Origin of the sequence: Pontibacter saemangeumensis (assembly GCF_039541895.1) — a bacterium.
GTDB classification, from domain to species: Bacteria; Bacteroidota; Bacteroidia; order Cytophagales; family Hymenobacteraceae; genus Pontibacter; species Pontibacter saemangeumensis.
In genome coordinates, this window is the sequence record NZ_BAABHC010000029.1 from 540,584 (window position 1) to 564,685 (window position 24,102).

Annotated in this window: 23 protein-coding genes; 15 read left to right on the forward strand and 8 right to left on the reverse strand. The window is 53.5% G+C overall.

The features are described 5' to 3' along the window. Positions 1–8 precede the first annotated feature (8 nt). Positions 9–1,085: an endolytic transglycosylase MltG gene (mltG, locus tag ABD920_RS20510; RefSeq protein ID WP_345161771.1), complete on the reverse strand. Its 1,077-nt coding sequence runs from the start codon at positions 1,083–1,085 to the stop codon at positions 9–11. A 226-nt stretch (positions 1,086–1,311) separates the two neighbouring features. Between mltG and ABD920_RS20515 the strand changes: the two genes are divergently transcribed. Further along, positions 1,312–1,935 carry an L-threonylcarbamoyladenylate synthase gene (locus tag ABD920_RS20515; RefSeq protein ID WP_345161773.1) on the forward strand — a complete coding sequence of 208 codons (624 nt, stop codon included), beginning with the start codon at positions 1,312–1,314 and terminating at the stop codon, positions 1,933–1,935. A 176-nt stretch (positions 1,936–2,111) separates the two neighbouring features. On the opposite strand, the gene ABD920_RS20520 is transcribed toward ABD920_RS20515, so the two are convergent. Then, positions 2,112–3,008, reverse strand: a complete 897-nt coding sequence (locus ABD920_RS20520; protein ID WP_345161775.1) for a lysophospholipid acyltransferase family protein — start codon at positions 3,006–3,008, stop codon at positions 2,112–2,114. 162 nt (positions 3,009–3,170) lie between these two features. Between ABD920_RS20520 and ABD920_RS20525 the strand changes: the two genes are divergently transcribed. The 6 genes from ABD920_RS20525 to ABD920_RS20550 all read left to right on the forward strand — a co-directional run bounded on the left by ABD920_RS20525 (position 3,171) and on the right by ABD920_RS20550 (position 10,649). Further along, positions 3,171–3,776, forward strand: a complete 606-nt coding sequence (locus ABD920_RS20525) for a WbqC family protein (protein ID WP_345161777.1) — start codon at positions 3,171–3,173, stop codon at positions 3,774–3,776. A 119-nt stretch (positions 3,777–3,895) separates the two neighbouring features. Beyond that, positions 3,896–6,487 (forward strand): ATP-dependent Clp protease ATP-binding subunit, encoded by a 2,592-nt coding sequence (locus tag ABD920_RS20530; protein ID WP_345161779.1) that lies wholly within the window; start codon positions 3,896–3,898, stop codon positions 6,485–6,487. Positions 6,488–6,680: 193 nt separating this feature from the next. After that, complete coding sequence (locus ABD920_RS20535) at positions 6,681–8,240, forward strand: acyl-CoA carboxylase subunit beta (RefSeq protein ID WP_345161781.1); 1,560 nt, start codon at positions 6,681–6,683, stop codon at positions 8,238–8,240. Between the two features lie 94 nt (positions 8,241–8,334). Next, on the forward strand, positions 8,335–9,405 hold the full coding sequence (locus ABD920_RS20540; RefSeq protein ID WP_345161783.1) for a M42 family metallopeptidase: 1,071 nt from the start codon (positions 8,335–8,337) through the stop codon (positions 9,403–9,405). A gap of 89 nt (positions 9,406–9,494) precedes the next feature. Continuing rightward, positions 9,495–9,740, forward strand: coding sequence for a hypothetical protein (locus tag ABD920_RS20545; protein ID WP_345161785.1), 246 nt, complete (start codon positions 9,495–9,497; stop codon positions 9,738–9,740). Between the two features lie 111 nt (positions 9,741–9,851). Further along, positions 9,852–10,649 carry an ABC transporter substrate-binding protein gene (locus tag ABD920_RS20550; protein ID WP_345161787.1) on the forward strand — a complete coding sequence of 266 codons (798 nt, stop codon included), beginning with the start codon at positions 9,852–9,854 and terminating at the stop codon, positions 10,647–10,649. On the opposite strand, the gene ABD920_RS20555 is transcribed toward ABD920_RS20550, so the two are convergent. The 3 genes from ABD920_RS20555 to aroB are packed head-to-tail and all read right to left on the reverse strand — an operon-like array spanning position 10,646 to position 13,450. Further along, positions 10,646–11,167, reverse strand: coding sequence for a hypothetical protein (locus ABD920_RS20555; RefSeq protein WP_345161789.1), 522 nt, complete (start codon positions 11,165–11,167; stop codon positions 10,646–10,648). The genes ABD920_RS20550 and ABD920_RS20555 overlap by 4 nt on opposite strands. A 4-nt stretch (positions 11,168–11,171) precedes the next feature. Next, a complete protein-coding gene (locus tag ABD920_RS20560; RefSeq protein WP_345161791.1) occupies positions 11,172–12,416 on the reverse strand; it encodes a 3-phosphoshikimate 1-carboxyvinyltransferase in 1,245 nt (414 codons plus the stop codon). Next, positions 12,413–13,450 (reverse strand): 3-dehydroquinate synthase, encoded by a 1,038-nt coding sequence (aroB, locus tag ABD920_RS20565; RefSeq protein ID WP_345161793.1) that lies wholly within the window; start codon positions 13,448–13,450, stop codon positions 12,413–12,415. Before aroB ends, ABD920_RS20560 begins: the two co-directional genes overlap by 4 nt. Positions 13,451–13,801: 351 nt before the next feature. Between aroB and ABD920_RS20570 the strand changes: the two genes are divergently transcribed. Further along, positions 13,802–14,992 (forward strand): proline dehydrogenase family protein, encoded by a 1,191-nt coding sequence (locus tag ABD920_RS20570; protein ID WP_345161795.1) that lies wholly within the window; start codon positions 13,802–13,804, stop codon positions 14,990–14,992. A 165-nt stretch (positions 14,993–15,157) separates the two neighbouring features. Here ABD920_RS20570 and ABD920_RS20575 read toward each other — a convergent pair whose 3' ends face one another. Beyond that, positions 15,158–15,403 (reverse strand): hypothetical protein, encoded by a 246-nt coding sequence (locus tag ABD920_RS20575; protein ID WP_345161797.1) that lies wholly within the window; start codon positions 15,401–15,403, stop codon positions 15,158–15,160. A gap of 99 nt (positions 15,404–15,502) precedes the next feature. Here ABD920_RS20575 and ABD920_RS20580 point away from each other — a divergent pair, with 99 nt between their 5' ends. The 6 genes from ABD920_RS20580 to ABD920_RS20605 all read left to right on the forward strand — a co-directional run bounded on the left by ABD920_RS20580 (position 15,503) and on the right by ABD920_RS20605 (position 20,485). After that, complete coding sequence (locus tag ABD920_RS20580) at positions 15,503–16,075, forward strand: RNA polymerase sigma factor (RefSeq protein ID WP_345161799.1); 573 nt, start codon at positions 15,503–15,505, stop codon at positions 16,073–16,075. 24 nt (positions 16,076–16,099) lie between these two features. Beyond that, complete coding sequence (locus ABD920_RS20585; protein ID WP_345161801.1) at positions 16,100–17,209, forward strand: trypsin-like peptidase domain-containing protein; 1,110 nt, start codon at positions 16,100–16,102, stop codon at positions 17,207–17,209. 158 nt (positions 17,210–17,367) lie between these two features. Then, positions 17,368–18,129 carry a fasciclin domain-containing protein gene (locus tag ABD920_RS20590; RefSeq protein WP_345161803.1) on the forward strand — a complete coding sequence of 254 codons (762 nt, stop codon included), beginning with the start codon at positions 17,368–17,370 and terminating at the stop codon, positions 18,127–18,129. A 213-nt stretch (positions 18,130–18,342) separates the two neighbouring features. Continuing rightward, positions 18,343–18,951, forward strand: a complete 609-nt coding sequence (locus tag ABD920_RS20595) for a fasciclin domain-containing protein (RefSeq protein WP_345162373.1) — start codon at positions 18,343–18,345, stop codon at positions 18,949–18,951. A 124-nt stretch (positions 18,952–19,075) separates the two neighbouring features. Then, complete coding sequence (locus ABD920_RS20600) at positions 19,076–19,621, forward strand: hypothetical protein (RefSeq protein WP_425568663.1); 546 nt, start codon at positions 19,076–19,078, stop codon at positions 19,619–19,621. Positions 19,622–19,879: 258 nt separating this feature from the next. Continuing rightward, positions 19,880–20,485 carry a DUF4142 domain-containing protein gene (locus tag ABD920_RS20605; RefSeq protein ID WP_345161805.1) on the forward strand — a complete coding sequence of 202 codons (606 nt, stop codon included), beginning with the start codon at positions 19,880–19,882 and terminating at the stop codon, positions 20,483–20,485. A gap of 73 nt (positions 20,486–20,558) precedes the next feature. Here the strand turns inward: ABD920_RS20605 and ABD920_RS20610 are convergent, their stop codons facing one another. Then, a complete protein-coding gene (locus ABD920_RS20610) occupies positions 20,559–21,110 on the reverse strand; it encodes an arylesterase (protein ID WP_345161807.1) in 552 nt (183 codons plus the stop codon). Positions 21,111–21,228: 118 nt separating this feature from the next. Then, a complete protein-coding gene (locus tag ABD920_RS20615) occupies positions 21,229–21,684 on the reverse strand; it encodes a PA2169 family four-helix-bundle protein (protein ID WP_345161809.1) in 456 nt (151 codons plus the stop codon). A gap of 244 nt (positions 21,685–21,928) precedes the next feature. Between ABD920_RS20615 and ABD920_RS20620 the strand changes: the two genes are divergently transcribed. Further along, on the forward strand, positions 21,929–24,067 hold the full coding sequence (locus ABD920_RS20620) for a carboxy terminal-processing peptidase (protein ID WP_345161811.1): 2,139 nt from the start codon (positions 21,929–21,931) through the stop codon (positions 24,065–24,067). The last annotated feature ends 35 nt before the right edge of the window (positions 24,068–24,102 follow it).

Consider the following 24,102-nt stretch of genomic DNA (forward strand, 5'->3'; position numbering starts at 1 on the left):
AGTCAAACTTACTTCATGATGTTGCGGGCGCTGAGGGCGCGCTGGTATCGGCGGGCGTTTGCCAGGTGCTCCGACTGCGTGACGGCAAAACTGTGGTAGCCGGAAAAATCCTCTTTGGCGCAGAAGTATATATACTGGTGCTGCTCGGGGTTCAGCACGGCATCGATGCTGGAGATGTTGGGCACGTTAATCGGCCCCGGCGGCAGGCCTTTGTACATGTAGGTGTTGTAGGGCGAGTCGTGGCGCAGGTGCGTGTTCAGCACGCGTCGGATGGTGAAGTCTCCCACCCCGAATACTACCGTCGGGTCGGCCTGCAACAGCATGCCCTTCTCCAGCCGGTTCAGGTACACGCCTGCCACGCGCGGCTTCTCATCGTTTTTGATCGTCTCGGCCTGCACGATGGAGGCCAGCGTGGACACCTGCTGCTGCGACAGTCCCAGCTTCTCGGCTTTGGCCTTGCGCTCCGCGGTCCAGAACCTGTCGTACTCCGTTTTCATGCGCTCCAGCAGCTCGGGGGCGGAGGTGGTCCAGTACACTTCGTAGGTGTTCGGGATAAACAGGCTCACAATGTTAGTGGTGTCGAAGCCGAGGGAACTGAGGTACGCCTCATCGTTCAGCAGGCTGTCCAGCTCCTCCTCGCTCGCCTCCACGTTCGCGGCCAGTTTCTCGGCGAGCTGGCTGCGCAGCCGGATGTTGTTGAAGGTCAAGTTGACAGGCGTTTGCTTGCCGAGGCGCAGGGCCCCGATCAGTTGCCGGTTGTTCCAGCCATGCTGAATCTGGTAGCGGCCCGGCTTTACCAGCTCGTCATAGTCCATCAGCTTTGACATAAAGCGCAGCGACAACCGGTCGATCACCACGCCGGTGGCCTCCACCGAGTCCATCGCCTCCTCGTACGTGGCCCCGGTCGGGATCAGCACGAACGTGTCCTGCTCCTTGGTGTCCACGTTTGCCGTGTACACGATCTGGTACGCGTAGTAAGAGAAGCTCACAAAAAGGAACAGGAAAAGCACAGCCAGGCCAGGCACCAGCATGCTCTTCTCCTTTTTCTTTCTTCTCGGTCTGGGGGTATTCACTTCGTTTGCCATATGATGATAAAAGACCAGGAACAAGTTATTAGGTTCCGCATCTGTTGATTTTCAGGGTTCAAAATTAATACTAATCTTGTTTATCTGTACCATGTCGGCCTACTGAATTCGTGAAGGCTGCCCGACAGCCAGCAGGAGCGGCGGCAAAACCTGCAACGCTCGCCCTTCTAAACAAGTATGACTTACTTGTACAACCGCCGGAAAAACCGACCATATATATATAACTATGAGTAACGCATCCCTCCTGAAGATCCATCCCGAAACTCCACAGCAGCGAAAGATTTTAGAAGCGGTGGAGATACTGCGCAACGGCGGCGTCATCATCTACCCCACCGACACCATCTACGGCATTGGCTGCGACATCCACAATGCCCGTGCCGTGGAGCGCGTGTGCCAGATAAAGGGCGTAAAACCTGACAAGGTGAACCTGTCCTTTATATGCTCCGACCTCACCCATATATCAGATTACGCCAGGATTGATACTCCCACCTACAAAGTGATGAAAAAGGCGCTGCCCGGCCCGTTTACGTTTGTGTTGCTTGCCAGCAGCCGCGTCCCGAAATATGCGGGAAACAAAAAAACAGTGGGTATCCGGGTGCCGGACAACAACATCGCGCTGCAACTGGTGAAGGAACTGGGCAACCCCATTCTCTCCACCTCCATCCGCGACGACGACGAAGTACTGGAGTACAGCACAGACCCGGAGCTGATCTACGAGAAGTTCAAGAACCTGGTGGATGCCGTGATAGACGGCGGCCCGGGCAACAACATTGCCTCTACCGTGGTGGATGTTACCAATAACTTTGAGGTGCTGCGCGAAGGGGCAGGCGATATAGAGCAGTATCTGTAAGTTAAAGAGTTAGAAAGTTTAGGAGTTTAGGAATTAGAAAATGATCTATATATAGCTATAGCTACTGCCAATGGTTTGGTGGCTGCATGCGTACATCCTCCAACACTTCGATAACTCTCAACTTTCTAACTCTTCAACTCTCTAACTTTTTAACTCCCACACTTTCTAACTCGCGTCTACGGCCGCTTATGTTTCCAGCGCTTGTGGGTCCAGAGGTAATCGGCGGGGCTTCGGCGGATGGTCGCTTCCAGCTTTCTGGCAAACAATGCTGTAACAGGAAACTCCTCGTCGCCGGCCGGGGCGGGCTTCGTTCCGTCCGTGAGCACCTCGAAGGTAAGCGTGTAGTGCCCGCGGCTGGTGCGTATGACGTCCAGATAAAGCACCGGGTACTTAAACATGTTGGAGAGCTTCTCAGCGCCCACATAAAAAGGGGTGTCCTGGTGCAGGAAGGTAGTCCAGTACTCAATCTCGCTTCTCATGGGGGTCTGGTCTGAGAGCATGGCCACCACGCGCGGCACTTTCCTGTTCCGGACGAAGTCGCGGCTGGTGTCTTTCATCTCAATAAGCCGCGCACCCAGCTGCCCGCGCACCTGCAGCATATATACTTCGAAGAAGGGGTTGTGCAACGACTTGTAGATGCCATTGGTCGGGAAATTGAACTGCACTGCGCCCGCCGGGAGCACCCACTCCCAGTTGGCCGCATGCGACCCCATGGTGATGACAGGGGTGCCCTGCTTTACCAGGTCGTCCAGCAGGTACTGGTTTGTAAAGGTAATGCGGCGCCTCATCTCCTCCGGGCGCATCGAGGAGAGCCTGATCGTCTCCACGATGATATCCGCCAGTTGCCTGTAAAAGTCCTTTGCGATTTGTTGTATCTCCGGCTCGCTTTTTTCCGGAAAGGAGTTGCGCAGGTTTTGCAGCACCACTTTCTTCCGGTAGCCCACCAGGTAGTATGCCACGAAGTACAAGAAATCCGCCAGTATATAGAGCACAGACAGCGGCAGCAACGAGAGGGCTTTCAGCAAGAGCCAGAGCGGGTAGTACAGCGGCGGTATCTTTCTATCGTCTTTCATTGGTTAGTCGGCTGCCCCAAAGGTACAACCTGCGCCCGCATATATGAAATTCCATTTTTCGTGCTTATTTAGTGGCACGGCTGCCGCCCACCTTCAATTCTCAGTTTGCTTTCCCCATATTTCCATTCGTAATTCGTGACTCATAACTCGTAATTCCAAGATTTGATCCTGCTTACCGAAACCCTGTATAACCCGCCTGTATCGTATTTCTGGCAAGCCGTTCGTGCCGACAGCCTGCTGGTGGAGCGGCATGAAAATTATATAAAACAAAGTTACCGCAACCGCTGCCATGTGCTGACGGCACAGGGTGTGCAACCCTTGAGCGTCCCGGTGCTTCGGGGCAGCAGCAAAGACAAGACGCTGATCACAGAGATCGAGATTGACTACACCCAGAAATGGCACAAGGTGCACTGGCGCACCATCCAAACGGCATATGGCCGCGCGCCCTACTTTGAATTCTACAGCGACTACCTGAGAGCGGTGTATGAGCGGCGGCCAAAATATTTGTTTCAGCTCAACGTGGATTTGTTGCGGCTTTATCTTAAATTACTAAAACTGAACAAACCACTAAGTTTTACGGAGGCTTACCAGCCTACGGGTGCCGCTGATGTACTGGACCTGAGAAATAGGATTCACCCAAAAATCTATCCTGACATTTTGCACGTAAAACCATATACGCAAGTATTTGGCAAACAATTTGCACCAGAGCTTAGTATAATTGACTTGTTGTTTACACAGGGGCCTGCATCTCATTTGTACCTACAATAAAAAGGCCGACGAACTGAACATTTACTTTACCAGGCTTGTTTAAAATTAGGTTTACCCTGTTATTCTCAACCAATTACAATTAATCAGATTTTTTTAAGATTACACGGAATATAGTATACATGGAAGCAAAATTCTCAAACCGAGTGAAAGAGGTTATCTCGCTCAGCCGTGAGGAGGCAATTCGGCTCGGTCATGACTACATTGGTACGGAACACCTCGTACTGGGCATGATTCGGGAGGGAGAAGGTACTGCCATTGCCCTGCTGAAGAAGCTGGGGGTTTCGATAGATGAGTTAAAGTACGCTTTAGAGCAGGCTACACGAAATACAGCAACACAGAGCAGCAACATTACCGGAAGTATCCCGCTCACGAAGCAAACAGAGAAGGTGCTCAAGATTACGTACCTGGAGGCGAAGATCTTCAAGAGCGATATCATTGGCACGGAGCACCTCTTATTATCCATCCTGCGGGATGAAGACAATATATCTTCTCAAATTTTAGCGAAATTCAACGTGAACTACGAAGCAATAAGAGACTCCCTGGATTATCATAGCAATAATCCCCTCGCATCGTCAGACACTGACGATTCTGATGATTCTGACAAGTTATTCGGCAGCTCGTCTTCCCGCGCAGGCAGCGCCAGTAAAAAGGCAGGCGAGAAATCGCGCACTCCCGTGCTCGATAACTTTGGCCGCGACCTGACAAAGCTGGCAGAGGACGACAAGCTGGACCCGATCGTTGGCCGTGAAAAAGAAATCGAGCGGGTGGCCCAGGTACTGAGCCGTCGCAAGAAGAACAACCCGATTCTGATCGGGGAGCCAGGCGTTGGTAAAACCGCTATCGCGGAAGGCCTGGCGCTGCGCATCATCCAGAAAAAGGTAAGCCGCGTGCTCTTCAACAAGCGCGTGGTAACCCTTGACCTTGCCTCGCTGGTGGCTGGTACCAAATACCGTGGCCAGTTCGAGGAGCGCATGAAGGCCGTGATGAACGAGCTGGAGAAGTCCCCGGATGTGATCCTGTTCATCGATGAGCTGCACACGATCGTGGGTGCCGGTGGCGCCTCCGGCTCGCTGGATGCCTCCAACATGTTCAAGCCTGCGCTCGCCCGCGGCGAGATCCAGTGCATCGGGGCCACTACCCTGGATGAGTACCGCCAGTATATCGAGAAAGACGGTGCGCTGGCCCGTCGTTTCCAGATTGTGATGGTAGACCCTACCACGCCGGAGGAAACCATCGAGATCCTGAACAACATCAAAGACAAGTACCAGGATCACCACCACGTGAACTATACCGACAAGGCGATTGAGGCTTGTGTGAAGTTCAGCGACCGCTATATGAGCGACCGCTTCCTGCCAGACAAGGCCATTGACGTGCTTGATGAGGCGGGTGCACGCGTGCACATCAACAACATCATCGTGCCGGAGGATATCCTGAAGCTGGAAGAGCAGATCGAGAATATCAAGGTGGAGAAAAACCGCGTGGTGAAGAGTCAGAAATATGAAGAGGCTGCCCAACTGCGGGACAAGGAGAAGAAGCTGATCGATCAGCTGGATGCTGCCAAGAAAAGTTGGGAAGAGGAGACGAAGAAGAAGCGCTATACTGTGAAAGAGGAAAATGTGGCAGAAGTAATTGCCATGATGACAGGTATTCCGGTGAAGCGTATCGCTCAGAAAGAAGGCGTGAAACTCCTGAACATGGGCGACGAGCTCAAAGGCAGGGTAATCGGCCAGGACAAGGCTATTGGCCAGCTGGTGAAAGCCATACAGCGTACACGTGTAGGTCTGAAGGACCCGAAAAAGCCAATAGGCTCGTTCGTGTTCCTCGGCCCGACGGGTGTTGGTAAAACAGAGCTTGCGAAAGTGCTGGCAACCTACCTTTTTGATAAGGAAGATTCGCTGGTTCGCATCGATATGAGTGAGTACATGGAGAAATTCAGCGTATCGCGCTTAGTCGGAGCGCCTCCGGGATACGTGGGTTATGAAGAAGGTGGGCAGCTGACGGAGAAGATCCGCCGCAAGCCATACTCTGTGGTGCTGCTGGACGAGATCGAGAAAGCGCACCCCGATGTATATAACCTGCTGTTGCAGGTGCTGGACGATGGTATCCTGACGGACGGACTGGGCCGCAAGGTCGACTTCCGTAACACGATCATCATCATGACCTCGAACATCGGGGCACGCGACCTGCAGGACTTCGGTGCCGGTATCGGCTTCATGTCGAAGACGAAGCAGGAGAACGTGGACGACATCATGAAAGGCACGATTGCCAGCGCGTTGAAGAAAACGTTCTCTCCGGAATTCCTGAACCGCCTGGACGATGTGATCGTGTTCAACTCGCTTAGCCGTGAGGATATGCACAAGATCATCGAGCTGTCGCTGAGCAAGCTGTTCACGCGTGTGGAGGCGCTCGGGTATACCATCGAACTCACCAAAGAGGCAAAAGACTTTGTGGCTGAGAAAGGATATGATCCGAAGTACGGTGCCCGCCCGCTCAACCGCGCGATCCAGAAGTACATCGAGGACCCGATTGCGGAGGAGATTCTGAAGGCAGAGGTAAACCAGGGCGATGTTATCCAGGTGACCTACAAAGAGGGTGACGAGAAGCTGACGTTCATGTCTAAGAAGAGCAACGGCAAAAAAGCTAAAGGCGCTTCCGATGAGGCTGAGACGGAGCCTACCAAATCCACAGACTCCGACACAACGAAAGAGTAAGAACCTGTAAGTAAATTGATAAGGGCTGCCCATATAGGCAGCCCTTATTTTTTGCCTCTACCCCTATATAATTCTTCGCCTCTGTTACCCGCCTCTTAAAAAAGACATAACCGGACCGGAATTCGCAGCAGAGTTTTTATATTTGAAAATTAATGATTTAGTAACACAAGCTTCACTATACCACACACACTACATGGCAGGAGAAACCAGACAGAGCCAACTACAGACACTGGAGCGGAAAAACGCTGAGGCGCTGTTAGGCGGCGGGCAGGACCGCATTGAGGCACAGCACCAAAAAGGGAAACTGACAGCAAGGGAGCGCATCCACCTGCTGATGGACGAAGGCTCGTTTGAGGAGATCGGGAAGTTTGTGATGCACCGCTCCAAAGACTTCGGCCTGGACAAGCAGTATTATTTAGGGGATGGCGTGGTGACCGGCTACGGCACCATCAACGGGCGCCTTGTCTATGTTTTCTCCCAGGACTTTACCGTACTGGGCGGCTCGCTCTCCGAGACGCACGCCGAGAAGATTGTGAAGATCATGGAGTTGGCCATGAAAAACGGCGCACCCGTTGTAGGCCTGAACGACTCCGGTGGTGCCCGCATCCAGGAGGGTGTGGTATCGCTGGGCGGCTACGCCGATATCTTCTACCGCAACACGCTGGCCTCCGGGGTCATTCCGCAGATATCGGCCATTATGGGCCCCTGCGCCGGTGGCGCGGTGTATTCCCCGGCTATCACTGACTTTGTGCTGATGGTGGAAGACACTTCCTATATGTTTGTGACCGGACCGAACGTGGTGAAAACGGTGACGCACGAGGAGGTGACCTCCGAGGAACTGGGCGGCGCCAGCACGCACAGCACCAAGAGCGGCGTAACCCACTTCTCCTGCGCCAACGAGGTAGCGTGCATCACCAGCATCAAAACCCTGCTGAGCTATATACCCCAGAACTGCGAGGACCTGCCTCCTGCCCTGCCCTACGAGACCTCCAGCGACGAGACCCGCGCCGTGCTTGACACCATCATCCCCGAGAACCCGAACCAGCCCTACGACATCCGCGAGGTGATCGAAGGGATCATCGACGCCGATACGTTCTTTGAGGTGCACAAGAATTTCGGGGATAACATTGTAGTGGGCTTTGCGCGGCTTGGTGGGCGCAGCATCGGCATAGTGGGCAACCAGCCGGCCGTGCTGGCGGGCGTGCTGGATATAAACGCCAGCACCAAGGCCGCCCGCTTCGTGCGTTTCTGCGACTGCTTTAATGTGCCGCTGCTGGTGCTCGAGGACGTACCGGGATTTTTGCCGGGCACCGACCAGGAGTGGCGCGGCATCATCACGAACGGGGCCAAGCTGCTATATGCCTTCTGTGAGGCCACCGTTCCGCGCATCACGGTTATTACCCGCAAAGCATACGGCGGCGCTTACGATGTGATGAACTCCAAGCACATTGGCGCCGACATGAACTTTGCCTGGCCAACGGCCGAGATTGCCGTAATGGGCGCCCAAGGAGCCGCCGAGATCATCTTCAAGCGCGAGATCGCCGCAGCCGAAGACCCGGAGGCGAAGCTGGCTGAGAAAGTGGAGGAATATAAAAAGAAGTTCGCCACGCCGTACCGCGCGGCCCACCGTGGATTTATCGACGAGGTAATCCTCCCTTCTGAAACCAGAAGCAAATTAATCAAGGCGTTTAAGATGCTTGAAAATAAAGCGGTTACACTCCCCAGAAAGAAGCATGGAAATATTCCACTTTAAGAAAATTTGGATTAATTTTAGGAATCTAAAAAAATGTACGTACACTAATTACTATTTCACGTTCCTGATACCCTAACACCGCTAACCCACGCATATGAGACAAGAATCGTTTGATTTCTTACAGAAATACCTGAACAACTCCTCCCCCACCGGCTTCGAGGCAGAGGGGCAGAAACTGTGGCTCGCCTATATAAAGCCCTATATAGACTCCTATTTCACCGACACCTACGGCACCGTGGTCGGCGTTATCAACCCGGAAGCCGAATACAAAGTAGTGATTGAGGCGCATGCCGACGAGATCTCCTGGTTTGTGAACTATATCACACCAGAGGGCTATATATACCTGAAACGCAACGGCGGCTCTGATGCCCTGATCGCACCTTCCAAGCGCGTGAACATCTACACTTCAAAAGGTATCGTAAAAGCGGTGTTCGGGTGGCCGGCCATCCATGTGCGCAAGGTGGAGCAGGACAAGGCACCTACCATCGAAACCGTGTTTCTGGACTGTGGTGCCAAGAACCGCGAGGAAGTAGAGGAAATGGGCGTGCATGTGGGCTGCGTGGCAACCTTCGAGGACGAGTTTACGGTGATGAACGACCGCTATTACGTGGGGCGTGCCCTCGACAACCGCATCGGTGGCTTTATGATTGCCGAGGTGGCGCGTATGCTGAAGGAGAACAATAACCAACTGCCTTTCGGGTTATATATCGTGAACGCCGTGCAGGAGGAGATTGGCCTGCGGGGGGCCGAGATGATCGCGCACCGCATCAAGCCGGACGTGGCCATTATCACCGACGTGACCCACGACACGCAGTCGCCGATGTACGAGAAGAAAACCAGCGGCGACATCCACTGCGGCAAAGGCCCGGTGATTGCTTACGGCCCGGCCGTGCAGAACAACGTGCGCGACCTGATCATTAACACGGCCAGGGAAAAGGAGATCCCGTTTCAGCGCTCGGCCGTATCACGGGCCACCGGCACCGACACCGACGCATTCGCCTATTCTAACGCGGGTGTGGCGGCGGCCCTGATCTCGCTTCCGCTCAAGTATATGCACACCACCGTGGAAACCGTGCACAAAGATGATGTGGACAACGTGATCAAGATGATTTACGAAACCGTGCTCAAGATACAGGACAAGCAGGACTTCCGCTACCTGAGCTAAAATCGAAAATTACCGTATAAAACCTCCGGCGCTAAAACCCCGGAGGTTTTTGGTTTTAGCGCCTTCATCCTTTCCTGTAACCCATTGATATGCACCGCTACCTGTTCTGGGCGCTGATGATTCTGCCGTGGCTTGTGCTGGCGCTGTACCTTGCCCGCCCCAAAGACGATCCGCGTGTCACGGCGTTCGTATTGGTATCCCTGGTTATCCACCTGGGCATCATTATCAACATCCGCAGGAAGTCAGTGGGCATGACCGTCGCTGAAACGTTCAAGGCCTTCGTACCTTTCTGGGGCAGGAAAGAGTACAAGCGCCTGTATTTTCATGAGGTGTAGCCGCGGTATATATAACTACACCCAAGCGCTCTATCTGCAAGAAGATATCAGAAGCTGCCATTCTTCGTAACTTGGAATTCGTAACTCGAAATTTGTACTTCGGACCTATATATGCTTTTCACCGATCAGATGGGCCACCAGTTAACACTGCCTGCGCTGCCGCAGCGCATCGTCTCGCTGGTGCCCTCGCAAACCGAGCTGCTGTTTTCCTTAGGCTTGGAAGACCGCATCGTAGGGCTCACCAAGTTTTGTATCCATCCGGAGCCACACGTAAAGCAGAAAACGATTATCGGCGGCACCAAGAACTTCCGCATGGATGTGATTGATAAACTACAGCCGGATTTAGTCATCGGCAACAAGGAGGAGAACTACAAAGAAGGCATAGAGGCGCTGCAGCAAAAGTACCCGGTCTGGATGAGCGACATTTACACGCTGGAGGATGCGCTGCGGATGATGCAGGAGGTTGGCCGGCTAACGGGCACAGCGGCGAGGGCAGCAGAACTGGCGGGGGAAATCAGCAGGGGCTTTGCGGCATTACAGCCGGCGCAGCCGCCCATCAGCACCGCCTACTTTATCTGGCGCGCACCTTATATGGCCGTGGGCAGCCACAACATCATTGCTCATATACTGCAGCGCTGCGGCTTCCGGAATGTCTTTTTAGACCTGGCCCGCTACCCGGAAATAACGCCTGAACTGCTGCAGCAGGCTGCGCCGCAACTGGTCCTGTTGTCGTCGGAGCCTTACCCGTTCCAGGAGAAGCACATAGCGGAGTTTCAGGCGCTGTGCCCGCAGGCGCTGGTAAAGGTAGTGGACGGAGAGATGTTCAGCTGGTACGGCAGCAGGTTGTTGCATGCACCCGCTTACCTGCAGGGGCTAATCAGGGACGTAAGAGAGGGTTTGAATAGCTAATGCTGCAGCTTCTCCAGCAAAACATTTGCTTTAGCGGCCACAGCTTTGAAATAGACAGCATCCTGCTCTATCTGCGCGTTGCTCTTGTGCAAAACCTCACGCCTGTTTGTGGGGTCATCCAAGCCAGCTAGTTTTATAATTTGCAGGAGCCGTTGTCTCTGCTCCCTGCTGTCCGGCTGTTGCTGACCGAGCTTTTCGACCAACTGCAGCCTGAAGTCTTTTTTCTCAATCGCTTCCTCATCCAGTAGCCGAAGCACAGCCGCCACTGCCTCGTCCACAAAAGGGGAGCCGATCGCTAGCTGGACTACCTCCTCTGTTGTTGGAGCTGGTAGCCGCAGCAAGGTCAGGTAACCGCCCCCCTCCCTGGCCGCCGTGGCATAGTATTTCAACCAGAAGGCGCCAGTGGCCGGGTCTTTATAAACGGCGGCATAACCGCCCGCTGCTGTTTCCATGAGCTGCATGTTCGCCAGCTTCTGCTCTATTAACCCGGCATCACCGTACAGGCGCCTCTCTTCCATGAGATCACTCGTTCTCCACAATCTCAAATCCCACTTTCTGAAGATCCTCCCAGAACCTCGGGTATGATTTGCGCACCACGCCTGGCTCCTGTATCTCAACAGGCGCCAGCAGCGCCAGCGGGGCAAAGGCCATGGCCATGCGGTGGTCCTGGTACGTGCGGAACGACAGCTTCTCTTTGTGCAGGAGACCCGGCGTTAGGCGGAACACTCCCGGGGTGATTTCTTCCAGGGAAGAGTTGATGCTCAGCACCTCAATCTGCAGCGCCTGGATGCGGTCGGTCTCCTTAATACGCAGGCTCTCCAGCCCCGTCATGTCCACGCGGATGCCGATGCCGGCGCAAAGCGCCACCACCGTCTGCGCCAGGTCCGGGCAGTCGGAGAAGTCGAAGGAGACGTTGCGCTCCTGCTCTTTCTTGGTCAGCTTCACGCCCTCTTCCGTGAAAGTGGTATATACCCCCAGCCGGTTCATGATCTCAACAATGGCACGGTCGCCCTGGAAAGACTTCTCCTTCAGGCCCAGCAGCGTAATGTCAGCCTCCTGCGCCAGTGCCACCAGGCTGTACCAGTAGCTGGCCGCCGACCAGTCTGACTCCACGCTAAAGGTGGCTGCCTTGTAGGGCTGGTGCGGCACCGTAATCGTGTTCCCCTGAAACGTGGCGGACACACCGAAGTGCGCCATCAGCGAGAGCGTCATCTCTATATAGGGGCGGGATCCGATCTTACCCTCCAATTCCAGTTCCAAGCCGTCCGGCAGCAGCGGCCCCACCATCAGCAGCGCCGATATATACTGGCTGCTGATGTCGCTGCGCACTTTCAGCTTCCGGTTGCCGTTGCCGCTGAAACCGTTCATTTTCATGGGCGGATACCCCTCCTCGCCCATATATGCTATATCCGCGCCCAGCTCACGCAGGGCCTCCACCAGCACCTTGATAGGCCGCTGGCACATGCGCTCCGTTCCGGTCAGAATTTTGTGCTGCCCCGTTACAGCGTAATAGGCTGTCAGAAAGCGCATGACCGTACCGGCATCTTCGGCGTCAATGGTTTCGGCGTCGCTTTTGAGTAGGCGTTGCAGCAACTGAGTGTCGTTTGCCTCCGAAAGGTTGTGCAGCTCCGACTCCTGCCCCGACAGCGCCGCAATGATCAGGGCACGGTTGGCCTCACTTTTAGAGGCGGGCAGTTTGATTTCTCCTTTGATTTTACCGGTTGGGTGGGTCAGGGTAACGGAGCTTAGTTTTTTTGATGATATCATAATGATTGATAATAGCGTAAAGACTCCCGGATATCGTGGAGCGTGATGGGCTGGTTGTAAATGGCGTGCCCGATACCGGCCAGGAGGGTGCAGTTAATGGCCGAGTTGGAGTTCTTCTTGTCCTGCAGCGCTAACTCCGCTATCGGGTCAATGTCGTCCTTCTTGATCACCACCTTCTCGTACACCGTCTCCACGAACACCTCTATTTTGTCCAGGGCTTCCCTGGCCAGCACTTCCTTCTTCTCCGACAGGAAAGCCTCGCAGACCATGCCCACGGCGATGGCCTCGCCGTGCAGCAGTTCCCGGCCCGGCTGGCTCATCATGTAAGTTTCCAAGGCGTGCCCCACCGTGTGCCCAAAGTTCAGCACCTTGCGGTAGCCGCCTTCCAGCGGGTCGGCCTCCACCACCTTCGCCTTGATGGCCACGGAATGGCGAATCAGCTCTTCCCAGTCCTCGGTCATCAGGCCAATGTTCCGCTGCTCCTCAAACTTGGCGGCATCGGCTATCAGCCAGTGCTTGATCAGCTCGGCATAACCGGACTTCAGCTGCCGCTGCGGCAGCGTCTTCAGGAATTCAGGGTTGATGAACACGGCCTGCGGCTCCTGGTACACGCCTATATGGTTCTTTAGCCCATGGAAATCGATGCCGGTTTTGCCGCCCACGCTGGCATCCACCTGCGCGAGCAGCGTGGTGGGCACCTGCACGAAGTAGACCCCGCGCTTGAACACGGCCGCACAGAAGCCGCCCATGTCCCCGATCACGCCGCCGCCCAGGTTCACCAGCACCGACCAGCGGTCCAGGTGCAGCTCGGTCATGCGCTGCCATATATACTCGCAGGTTTGCAGCGTCTTGTGCTCCTCCCCGCTCCTGATCTCGATGAGGTCGTGGGGGGGCAGGTGCGGTTTCAGGAGGGGGTAGCAATGTGCAAGCGTATGCTCGTCCACCAGCACCGCCACCTTGCTGAACGCCTTGTTCTGCAGCAGCACCGGAAGTTCCTGCAGCACATGCTGCCCGATGTATATCGTCTCTGTCACGGTAAAGTATGTTTTAGATCGCCAATGTTGAGATGCGGCCGGTTACACAGGCTGCAACCGCAATATAGTAGCTACATCCGTACTTTCCCCTACCAAGCGCCAGAAAAGAGACGCAGCAGGCAACGGGATTTCAAAATATTTATTCAGATCCATGAGGCGTGCGTTTGCGAATTCCCTAACAGGCAGTCCAGAAAAATCAAAACTTGGCAAGCTTCAAAACTGAATGAAAGCAACCTGATACAGGCGCCGGTTCCGGCGAAAAGCAGCACAGTTTTTGTCCGGTAACCTGCCTGAAAGATAGTCGTTAACAAGGCCCGAACCGCTATCTTTACGGCGCTAATGACAACTTGCATGAATATCGGTACCAAAGTGTCTTTCGACGACACAGCCATTGCGTTTGAATCGAAATCAGACGCAGAATTATACAAAATGTACCTGCTGTTTAAAATGATGAACAGCAACGCCCTCGTGAAGATAGGCGGAACCCTGCTCAACACTGCCCTTAACCTGCACCTGCCGGTGAAATTCATCATCAAGCAGACGGTTTTCAACCACTTCTGCGGCGGCGAGACGATCGAGGAGTCCGAGCGCGCCATCCGGGAACTGAGCCGGTACCACATCGGCGCCATCCTGGATTACTCCGTGGAGGGCGAGGGCGACGAGAAAAGCTTTGATGCCACCCGCGACGAGTTGCTGCGCACCGTCGAGAAAGCCCGCGGCCATGCCCTTATCCCGTTTTCTGTTTTTAAGGTGACAGGCCTGATCGATATAAACCTGCTGGAGAAAGTGCAGGCGCGGCAGGAACTCACGGCCGATGAGCGCGCCGCCTTCGAGCGCGGCCGCGGCCGCGTGAACGCCATCTGCCGGCGCTGCCACGAAGCCGGGGTGCCGGTGTTTGTGGATGCCGAGGAAAGCTGGATACAGGAGACGATCGATCACCTGGCGTACGAGATGATGGCCCTCTACAACAGAGAAAGAGCCATCGTCTACAACACCTATCAGATGTACCGCCACGACCGCCTCGATGTGATAAAGCGCGACTACGCCACCGCTGTGCAGGAAGGCTATTATCTGGGGGCCAAACTGGTGCGGGGCGCCTATATGGAGAAGGAGCGCAAGCGCGCGCAGGCCATGGGCTACCCCGACCCGATCAACCCGACCAAGGAAGCCTCTGACAAGCTGTTTGATGATGCGCTGCGCTTCTGCATCGGGCATATCAACCATATATATTTCTGCGCCGGCACGCACAACGAGCAAAGCTCCTACCTGCTGCTGGACCTGATGACGGAGCACAACATCGCCCCCAACGACAGGCGCGTGTACTTCTCGCAGCTATATGGCATGAGCGATAACCTGTCTTACAACCTCGCCAAGGCCGGGTACAACGTGGCGAAATACGTGCCTTACGGGCCTGTGGAGGCCGTGATGCCTTACCTGCTGCGCCGCGCCAACGAGAACACCGCCATCGCCGGGCAAAGCAGCCGCGAGTTCAACCTCATCAAAAGCGAAATGGACCGCCGCAGAGCCGTAAGGCATCGCTAAAGCAAAAGGCCGGCACTACATGCCGGCCTTTTGCTTTAGCGATGCCTGTTCCGGTAAGCTATATATGGCGTTGACAGCTATATATAACAAAGCGGCCCCGCGCTGATGCACGGGGCCGCTTTGTGTGTTTAGAACTATAAGCGAAATGCTGTAGTCCTGCTATAACTACTCAACTACAGTAGCAGAGTCAGTGATAACAGCAGTAGTGTCTTCTACTACGGTCTCGTCTGTGATTACTTCTTCTTCAGTAACTACTTCTTCCGTCTCGATTACTTCACCTTCTGTTGTAGCGGCTTCTTCAGAGTTACAAGCAGTGAAAGCAGTAAGAGCGAATGCTACGAAAGCGAATTTAAATAAATTTTTCATCTTGTGTTTGTGATTAAGTGTTTTGGTTTCGATTTTGATCTTCATACCGGAACCCGCCATAGGTAACCCGGTATTTGAAAAAAAATTAAAAATAATTTCTGAGCGGGTTACATTGCGTGCCCAAACGTATTAAAATTGACTGGAATGAAGAAAGGTTTGTATGAGACGGACGAGGCGGTGATGGAGGGGATCCGGCAAGACGACGAGCGCGCGCTGGCCTACCTGTACAAACTTTACTTCCCGATGATCTCTCATTTTATTCTGAACAACAGCGGAACCCACGACGAGGCTAAAGACATTTACCAGGAGGGGGTCATCGTTTTTTACGAGAAGATCAAGGGCAACACCCTGGAACTGAGCTGCCAGATAAAGACGTACCTGTACTCTGTGTGCCGCAGGTTGTGGCTGAAGCGGCTGGCGGAAAAAGGGCGTTACGCCGTGAAGATGGAAGAATCGGAGGCGTTCATTCCCGTGGAAGAGGACGCACAGCAGCATGAGGAGCAGGAAAGGCAGTTCGGCATTATGGGCGACTCGTTGGAGCAGTTGGGGGAGCCCTGCCGCAGCCTGTTGCAAGACTACTATATAAACACGCAGAACATGCAGGTGATAACGGAGAAGTATGGCTATACCAACTCCGACACGGCCAAAAACCAGAAGTACAAGTGCCTGCAGCGACTGAAGAAATTATTCTTTGCCACCTATAAACCCGAGGTGTGACCGGGTTAGCGAGTAACCGGCCTGTTGAAGGCCAGACAGAAGAAGACGATGTTAGAGTACCGCGCTTACGAGCAAATTGAAAGCTATCTGAAAGGAGAAATGCCTGCCGAAGAAAGGGCGGCGTTTGAGGCCCTGCTGCATACCGATGCGCGCCTGGCAGAGCAGGTGCGTGAACACAGGCAGTTGCTGCAAACTATGCGCAGCTTCGGCCAGCGCCAGGCCCTGAAACAGCAACTGAACCGCATACACAATGACCTGGAGGCGGAATCCATTCCCGCCTCGCCTGCAGGCTGGCGCGTGTTCCGGAACCGCCATTTCCAGACAATTGCCATCGCGGCCAGCGTCTCCCTTATCTCTGTGTTCGGCACCCTTTGGAGCGTGCAGCAGCTTAAGACACCGGTGCGCCAGCAAACCGCACGCTACGTGGAGCTGCGCCGCGAGGTGGAGCGCCTGAAAAAAGCCCAGACCGCCATCATCAACGGCATCAACGATGCCTCTAAGCCAGCGCCGCGCCCGGCTACTTTCAGCGGAACCGGCTTCGCCATCAGCTCCGACGGTTTCCTTGTTACCAGTTCGCACGTGGTGGAGGGAGCTGACTCTGTTCTCATCGAAAATGAGGCAGGAGAGAAATTTAAAGTGACGGAGGTATACCGCGACGAAATCCACGACTTGTCTATTCTGCAGGTAACGGATACCACCTTCCAGACCTTCGGCAACCTGCCCTATACTTTCAAAACCGAGGAGTCTGATTTGGGTGAGGAAGTATATACCCTCGGCTTCCCGCGCGAGGACATGGTATTCGGGGAGGGTTCCCTGAGTTCGTCCACAGGTTTTGAGGGGGACACCACGGCGTATCAGATCTCTATTCCGCTTAACCCGGGCAACAGTGGCGGCCCGCTTCTGGACGATAAAGGCAACCTGATTGGCATCATCAGCGGGAAACAGGCTGGCCAGGAAGGTGCCTCTTTTGCTATTAAATCTGCGTATTTGTTACAAATAATCTCGGAATTACCGCCTGCACTGGCTCCTATTAACACAGATATACCTAAAAATAATACTATTTCAGGACAAAGCAGGCCTCAGCAGCTAAAAAAACTGAGAAACTATATATTTGTAGTGAAGGTGTACAATTAATTGGCAGGAACCCCTTTATTTTTAGTGCAATTATCAAATCACCCTATTTAAGTGTTTTTTTCACCCTCTATAGCTTAACATTTTTCGGAAAAATTCAGTTAAAATACATAGAACTAAGAGATTACATATTTTTAGAACTTTAAATTAAACTGAAAGCTATGAAAAAGAGAACAATAATTCCGGTTGCATTTGCCGCAGTAATGCTGTTTGGCTGTGCAAGCTCAAACGATACGATGGATGATACTACTGCCATGGATGAAACGACCATGAGCGAAACCCAGTCGATGGCAGGAGATGCTGTTGAGGAACAGCCGGCGGCAGCAACCACTGCGCCAATGGACGCTGCCCCTCTGCGCAGCTTAATAATTGAAAGGGAGATAGTGGTTCCGGTTGCGACTGTGGCGATCACAGCCCTCCCGATGGAAAACACGGTGGAGATTGATGAGATGTTTGAGGATGTAGGGGACACAGAGCAGTTTAAAGTGATGGACTTGGCGAGGAAAAGTCCTAACCTTACCACATTTGTAAAGCTGATTGAGCAAGCGAACTTAGTACAGGATATCGAGCGCCTGAACGAGGCGACTCTTTTCGCCCCTACGAATGAAGCCTTTGCCAAAATGGATAAACAGAAGCTGGAGATGCTGCTGATGCCTGATAACCAAGCACAACTGATGCAGTTGATTCAGGCACACGTGCTGCCTAGTAAAGTGAGTTCGCTGCAGTTTAATACCACACAGCGCATTGAATTGACAGAAGACAGCTACCTTCCGGTTGATGTAACCTTAGGTGGCACGAACGTAGTGGTGGGCGGCGCGACCATCGTTAAAAATAACATAGAAGCCTCTAACGGATTTATTCATGTTGTTGACACCGTGATCCAACCAGATGAGGTTGCCGTTGAGGACGCCGTAGGAAACTAATTCCGGTCAATCCTTATGCAATAAAAAGCGAAAGCCTTTCCGTCACAGGAAAGGCTTTCGCTTTTTACGGCCACACATCGGGTACAGCAAAGGAAGACCCCGTAGCAGCATATAAACAGTTACCCCCTCTTACCCGTTCATATAGGTTCATCAACACAAACCAGCATTATGAGAAAAACAATATATAGACAAGCTCTCGCCGCAGTTGTGGCAATGACTTTATGCTACGGCTGCGCCAGTTCAGACAGCACCATGGATAATGCCGGCGTCGCCACGGAGTCTCCGGTTACCGACGGGAATGAGACAGGCGCGCAGGCTCCCATGGACCCGGATACAGACATGTCTTCGGAACGCACGGCTGATGCCAACGTGTCGGCCGGTAACGATCTGGGAAGCAACCTGAACATTGTAGCGCTTGTGCAGCAAAACCCGGATCTTTCCACTTTTTTAGAACTGATCCGGGCAGCTGACCTGCTTGTGACGTTAGAAAGCCCTGCTCCCTACACCGTTTTCGCCCCTACCAACGAGGCTTTTGCGGCCCTCCCCAACGGCGCCCTCGAAAACCTGAAAGACCCTGCCAACAAGCTGGAGCTAACGCGCATTCTGCAGGCCCACGTGCTCCCAAACCGCATTAGTACTGAAGAGATGCAGGGCAACATGCCCATGAAAACAGCACAAGGCGAGGAACTGGTGGTAATGCGAAACGGTACCGAGCTAACGGTGGGCGGAGCCAGTATCATCACGCCTGATGTGAGGGCTTCCAATGGCGTGGTGCACGTGATCGACAAGGTGCTGATTCCGCCTAAAAGCAACGAGAACTAGCACCTGCCTGAAATACCAAAACGTAACTATAGTTTCCTGTTGCCGTTAAATTAAGCAGGCAGGGAAATCAAAAATCGCCCTGCCTTTTTACGAACTTAATAAACCTAAAATTAAACAAAAAGCTATGATGGATAGAACAGATAGAACAGACAATGCGGGCATGATGACAGCTATGTTTCCTGACAGGGAAAGCGCTGAGCGTGCCTATGAAGAGTTAAGAGCACGTGGCTATGACAAAGACGATATAAACGTAGTGATGTCTGATGACGCCCGCAAGCGCCATTTCGGAGACGATGACAGAGACGACACCACTGAACTCGGCAATAAGTCGCTGGAAGGCACAGGCGCCGGCTCGGCCATTGGCGGTACTCTCGGTGCAATTATTGGTGCGGTGGCTGCCATCGGTACTTCGGTAGCGATTCCGGGTCTTGGGCTGGTAGTGGCTGGTCCTTTAGCGGCTGGTCTTGCAGGCGCAGGTGCCGGTGGATTAACCGGCGGTTTGATTGGTGCTCTGGTGGGTGCCGGCATACCGGAGGAGCGCGCTAAAGTATATGAGTCAGGCGTGAAAGAGGGCAACATCGTGTTGGGCTTCAGACCGCATAACGCACAGGATGCGCAGTACTTCGAAACCCATTTCAACAAGAACCGAGGAGAGCATATCTATTATTAACGAGAAAGTAGTAGATCATATATAAACAGGAAAGCCTGTTCCTTTAGTTAGGGGCAGGCTTTCCTGTTTGTTTACAGCGCGCTGCCAAATCCGGCCGGTGCTGCTTCTGCTTTACCGCCTAGGCCATATGGCTGTATATGCCAGCCATATGGCCTAGGCAACGCACCTCCAGACGCCGGAGGCGAATCGGCAGTAAACAATTCCCGCTGGTTTCGTATGCAACGGTATATGATTGTTTTTACTTAACGCACACATACTATGAAAAAGATGACGATTGCCGCCGCCTGCCTTGTGGGGATGTTGGGCTTCACCTCCTGCGACTCTGGCACGGGCGAGCAGCAAGCTACAGAGGCCAACGGGACACCGACAGTAGCCGGAGTGGACTCCACCCTGACGGAGGACAAGCAGGAGTTGCTGGCTTTTGCGGCCCGCAACAACATGCTGCAGATAGAGCTTGGCAAAATAGCCGCCCAGAAAGCAGGTGTTGACACTTTAAAGCAATATGGCCAGCAACTGGTGGACTGGTACTCAGACAAACAGCAGGAGCTGCAGGAACTGGCACAGCAGTATAGCGTGACCCTTCCGCAGCAGATGGAAGAGGAGCAACTGGAGCACGTTGAGGAAGTGAGGAATACCAAAGCAGAGGAGTTCGATGCTGAATACCTGGAGAGCCTGGCAAATGCACAGCAGGAGGCCATAAAAGAGTACGACGAAAACCTGAAAGACCTGGAGGAGGCTGATGCCTCCGCGTTCAGCCTGTGGGCACGCAACACGCAGAAAGAACTTCAGGCGCAGATGGAGCAGGCTAAAGCCTTAGAACTGCGACTCAAGTCGGAAGACGGGGGTATCAGCAATAGTCTCTAGACTCCTTGAGCCATATATAGATAAGTTATATATAAATTAACCCCGTTGGCTGTGCATCAGCCAACGGGGTTTTCTATAGCAGTTCTTTCAGCACGTTCCAGGTGTGCTGTGCCATCACCTTCTGTCCCTCTGCGTTCGGGTGCAGGCCATCCGGCAGGTTGAGGTACCGGTTTCCGACCACCCCCTCCAGCAGGAACGGGATAAAAGAGGCGTTCTCTTTCAGGGCCAGTTCCCGGAACACTTTCCTGAACTCAGCCGCGTAGCGGCCGGGCACGATGTCAGGTATCTCCATGCCGGATATGATCACCTTCACCTCAGGATACTTCTGGCGCACCTTGCGGATAATCTCGTGCAGGTTCTTTGTAGTTTCAAGGGCTGGTATGCCACGCAGGCCGTCGTTGGCGCCAAGCGCCAGCACCAGTATATCTATCGGCTCGCGCAGCCAGCGGTCTATCCGGTACACGCCCCCGGAGGTGGTGTCGCCGCTCAGCCCCGCGTTAATCACCTTATAGTCGTCATACCCCTCCTGCTGTAGCCTCACCTGGAGCAGGCTCGGGTAAGCCTGCGCAGCGGGCAAGCCGTAGCCGGCCGTCAGGCTATCCCCAAAAAACAGAATATTTTTCATTTCTTTCTTTCTTCTGTTGTTCCTTTAACACGGCATTGCAACACGGGGCACCGCCTTTCCCAAAAAAAGGGTTACCACGAAGTATGGTAACCCTTTTCAGATTTATTTAAACAGCAGTCTAGTCTACCGATTCTTTCATCTGCTTTAGCTGCTCGCAGGTGGCCTCAGAAGCATGCTTCTGCTTCTCTACCATGCTGATCACGCTCTGTGGCAGCTCAGCTTTATGGTCTAAGGCATCATTGTAGGCTTTCTGTGCCCACTCTTCGCCATATATGTTCGATTCGATGATAGACTCTTCGTCGCTTCCGGTCACGGTAGACTTCACGTCCATCCAGCCGCGGAAAATCTTTCCTTTTGCCGTGGTGCCGTCTTGCCTTTCGCCACCGAAGCTGCCGATGGTCCTGTTGATCTCATTGGAGAAATCATTGCTTTCCTGGATCAACTTATTGTAAAAGGAGCGGTGTGCGGGGTTCTTTGTCAGATCGGCCGCATGTTTGTACCCTTCTATCCTGTCGTTCACGAACTGGTTCAGCTCCTGAAGAACATTTACTGCATTTTCATTTTTGTTTTGCATAGCTTTAAGTATTATGGTTCTTGTGTTAAGGGAAACGAAAATTTACGCATAAGAGTTATATAGAGAAGGCTAAGATGCCGTATAGCCGTAAAGCGGCGCAGTCCGCACGCGGTACTTGTGGCGCTCCTATGAATTAAGGAGTTTTCATATTACATTACAACAGCGTTGCGCCTTTCACACAGTAAGCTGCAATATGCGGCATTACTTTTGCGTATTAGATATTTAAGTCCAATCCATTAAATAGATGCTATCATTGACAACCCGTTTCAAAATCATATTGTCGGTTTTCGCAGTAATCCTGCTGACAGGCTCGTTTATACTCTACAGCCGCGATACCTCGCCTGAAGAGAAAAACCAGATTCTGATTAAGGTCCTGATGCAGGGCCTGAACTCCGGCCACTACCAGCCTGAAAAAATAGACGACGCTTTCTCCCAGAAGGTATTCGACCTGTATTTAGACCGCCTCGACTTCAACAAGAAGTTTTTACTGGCTTCTGACGTGCAGAACCTGCGCAGGCACAGGACATCCATCGACGACCAGCTCCGCGAGGGCTCACTGGAGTTTTTTGATGTGTCGTCCGAGCTAATCGCGCAGCGCATGAAGGAGTCTGCGGCCTATTACAAGGAAATCCTCAGCAAGCCGTTCGATTTCTCCAAGCAGGAGACGATAGAGACTGACGGCGAAAAACTGGCCTATGCCAAGGACAAGGCCGAACTGAAAGAGGCCTGGCGCAAGCAGCTGAAGTACCAGACGCTTATCCGCCTGGCGGATATGAAAGAAGAGCAGGAGAAAAAGCTTGAGAAGGGCGAGGTTAAGGAAAAGAAGACGCCGGAGCAAATGGAGAAAGAGGCCCGCGAGAAGGTTATGAAAACCTACGACGACCTCTACGACCGTTTGGCCAAGATCAACAGCGAAGACCGCCGAACCACCTACATCAACGCCATTGCGAATGTGTATGACCCGCATACCGGTTACTTCCCGCCAAAGGACAAGGATAACTTCGATATAGAGTTTACTGGTCGTTTGGAAGGAATCGGCGCCTCCCTGCAGGAGAAAGACGGACAGATAAAAGTAATGGAAATTGTGCCGGGAAGCCCGTCGTACCTGCAGGGCGACCTGAAGCCGGGCGACGCCATCCAGAAAGTGGCGCAGGGCAACGGGGAGCCGGTGATTGTGGAAGGCATGCGCCTTGACGACGCCATTCAGCTGATCCGTGGCAAGAAAGGCACGGAGGTGCGCCTGACGGTGGAGAAGCCGGACGGCTCGAGCAAGGTCATCCCGATCGTGCGTGACGTGATTGTGCTGGAAGAAGGTTATGCCCAGTCGGCTATCATTAACGACAAAGACAAAATTGGCTATATAAAACTGCCCGGTTTCTATGCCGACTTCCAGAACAAAGACGGCCGCTTCAGCGGGGCCGACGTGAAGAAGGAGATAGAGAAACTGAAGGCAGCCGGCATGGAAGGGCTTATCCTTGACCTGCGCAACAATGGCGGCGGCTCCCTTTCTGATGCGGTTGAGATGGCCGGTCTCTTTATCGAGGACGGCCCGATCGTACAGGTGAAGACTGCCTCCGGCAAAGCCGTGGTCCTGGACGACCGCGATTCGCAGGTGCAGTACGGCGGGCCTTTGGTTATACTGGTTAACTCGAACAGCGCTTCGGCTTCCGAGATTCTGGCAGCCGCCATGCAGGATTACAAGCGCGCCGTGATTGTGGGCAGCCCAACCTATGGCAAAGGCACCGTGCAGCAGTTCTTTGAACTGGATGACGCGCTGCCGGCACAGTTTGATGCCTACAAACCGTTCGGAGCCCTGAAACTGACCACGCAGAAATTCTACCGCATCAACGGTGGCACCACCCAGCTACGGGGCGTTACGCCGGATGTCATTCTGCCGGATGCTTATCGCTACCTGGAGTTCGGGGAGAAAGAGCAGGAGTACCCGCTGCCATTTGATGAGATTGCCCCGGCTAGGTACAGCAGTTGGAAAGACGGCAAATTAAATCTGCAGCAGGTGAAGGTTAACAGCAAAAACAGAGTTGCCCAGGACAAGAACTTCACTTTGATTGAGGAGAGCGCGAAGCGGCTGAAAGAGCAGTCTGACAAAACAGAGCGCTCGCTGCAGTTAGACACCTATATGGCAGAAGAGGCAAAAGCGGAGGCAATAGCCAAGCGCTTCGAAGCAGCCCAGAAAGAGATACCCGTGCTGGATGTGACCCGACTGAAGCAGGACCTGCAGGAAATCGGCAGCGACACCTCAAAGGTAGCCCGCAGCAAAGAGTTTGTGAAGAGCCTGAAGCAGGATGTATATGTGGAGGAGGCTGTGGCTATCATCGAGAACGACCTGAACGGACTGTCCCTCACTAAGAAACAACCGAAATAAGCATACAGAATATCATCTTTGAAAACGGCGGCTAT

Excerpts from the sequence above, each read along its gene's own strand:
- mltG (WP_345161771.1), bottom strand. The coding sequence starts at position 1,085 with ATGGCAAACGAAGTGAATACCCCCAGACCGAGAAGAAAGAAAAAGGAG.
- ABD920_RS20515 (WP_345161773.1), top strand. The coding sequence starts at position 1,312 with ATGAGTAACGCATCCCTCCTGAAGATCCATCCCGAAACTCCACAGCAG.
- ABD920_RS20520 (WP_345161775.1), bottom strand. The coding sequence starts at position 3,008 with ATGAAAGACGATAGAAAGATACCGCCGCTGTACTACCCGCTCTGGCTC.
- ABD920_RS20530 (WP_345161779.1), top strand. The coding sequence starts at position 3,896 with ATGGAAGCAAAATTCTCAAACCGAGTGAAAGAGGTTATCTCGCTCAGC.
- ABD920_RS20535 (WP_345161781.1), top strand. The coding sequence starts at position 6,681 with ATGGCAGGAGAAACCAGACAGAGCCAACTACAGACACTGGAGCGGAAA.
- ABD920_RS20540 (WP_345161783.1), top strand. The coding sequence starts at position 8,335 with ATGAGACAAGAATCGTTTGATTTCTTACAGAAATACCTGAACAACTCC.
- ABD920_RS20545 (WP_345161785.1), top strand. The coding sequence starts at position 9,495 with ATGCACCGCTACCTGTTCTGGGCGCTGATGATTCTGCCGTGGCTTGTG.
- ABD920_RS20550 (WP_345161787.1), top strand. The coding sequence starts at position 9,852 with ATGCTTTTCACCGATCAGATGGGCCACCAGTTAACACTGCCTGCGCTG.
- ABD920_RS20555 (WP_345161789.1), bottom strand. The coding sequence starts at position 11,167 with ATGGAAGAGAGGCGCCTGTACGGTGATGCCGGGTTAATAGAGCAGAAG.
- ABD920_RS20560 (WP_345161791.1), bottom strand. The coding sequence starts at position 12,416 with ATGATATCATCAAAAAAACTAAGCTCCGTTACCCTGACCCACCCAACC.
- ABD920_RS20570 (WP_345161795.1), top strand. The coding sequence starts at position 13,802 with ATGAATATCGGTACCAAAGTGTCTTTCGACGACACAGCCATTGCGTTT.
- ABD920_RS20575 (WP_345161797.1), bottom strand. The coding sequence starts at position 15,403 with ATGAAGATCAAAATCGAAACCAAAACACTTAATCACAAACACAAGATG.
- ABD920_RS20580 (WP_345161799.1), top strand. The coding sequence starts at position 15,503 with ATGAAGAAAGGTTTGTATGAGACGGACGAGGCGGTGATGGAGGGGATC.
- ABD920_RS20590 (WP_345161803.1), top strand. The coding sequence starts at position 17,368 with ATGAAAAAGAGAACAATAATTCCGGTTGCATTTGCCGCAGTAATGCTG.
- ABD920_RS20595 (WP_345162373.1), top strand. The coding sequence starts at position 18,343 with ATGACTTTATGCTACGGCTGCGCCAGTTCAGACAGCACCATGGATAAT.
- ABD920_RS20600 (WP_425568663.1), top strand. The coding sequence starts at position 19,076 with ATGATGGATAGAACAGATAGAACAGACAATGCGGGCATGATGACAGCT.
- ABD920_RS20605 (WP_345161805.1), top strand. The coding sequence starts at position 19,880 with ATGAAAAAGATGACGATTGCCGCCGCCTGCCTTGTGGGGATGTTGGGC.
- ABD920_RS20610 (WP_345161807.1), bottom strand. The coding sequence starts at position 21,110 with ATGAAAAATATTCTGTTTTTTGGGGATAGCCTGACGGCCGGCTACGGC.
- ABD920_RS20615 (WP_345161809.1), bottom strand. The coding sequence starts at position 21,684 with ATGCAAAACAAAAATGAAAATGCAGTAAATGTTCTTCAGGAGCTGAAC.
- ABD920_RS20620 (WP_345161811.1), top strand. The coding sequence starts at position 21,929 with ATGCTATCATTGACAACCCGTTTCAAAATCATATTGTCGGTTTTCGCA.